This is a genomic window from Marinobacter sp. C7 (assembly GCF_022343555.1).
Taxonomy (GTDB): domain Bacteria; phylum Pseudomonadota; class Gammaproteobacteria; order Pseudomonadales; family Oleiphilaceae; genus Marinobacter.
Genome location: NZ_JAKQZH010000068.1, coordinates 1 through 566, shown reverse-complemented (window position 1 = coordinate 566; position 566 = coordinate 1). Strand labels below are relative to the sequence as shown.

Sequence of the window (566 nt, the reverse complement as noted above, 5' to 3'; positions counted from 1 at the left end):
GGCGCAACTGCGCGCGGATACGGGCGAGAAGCACGGCAAACCGAAACGGCTTCGTGACGTAGTCGTTGGCACCAGCCTCCAGGCCGAGGATCGTATCCGAATCGGTGTCGTGGCCGGTGAGCATGATGATCGGCGCCTTGAAGCCGTTCTTGCGGGCAAGCTTGACCGCCTCGCGGCCATCCATGTCCGGCAGGCCGACATCCATGATCAGGAGGTCGATCTGCTCTTCGCGCAGCATCTTCAGCGACCGCGCGGCACTGTCGGCGGAGCGTATGTCGAACTCGTCGTAGAGTTCGAGCTGTTCCACCAGCGTTTCGCGCAGGTCCTGGTCGTCATCGACCAGCAAAATCGTTCTCGCCGTCATCAAGCTGCCCTTCTGCCCTCACCATCCCGCATATTGCGGCCTCCGGGCCCAATGCTATAGAAATTAAACGATTTCACGCACAAAGCAAAAAAAAGTGAAAAAACGCAGAAACGCCTCCCCGGTCATCACCGTGCGCGCCGCCCCCGGGACGCCACACCGCGCCATCCTGACCTTCGGCCCGCTCGTCTTCCGCGCCGCGATC

The 566-nt window shown here is 61.5% G+C and carries 1 protein-coding gene; it reads right to left on the bottom strand.

The window, feature by feature from the left end:
* Positions 1–364: response regulator transcription factor (locus MD273_RS18760; RefSeq protein WP_239039283.1), on the bottom strand; the 364-nt coding region annotated here is incomplete at its 3' end.
* Positions 365–566 lie beyond the last annotated feature (202 nt).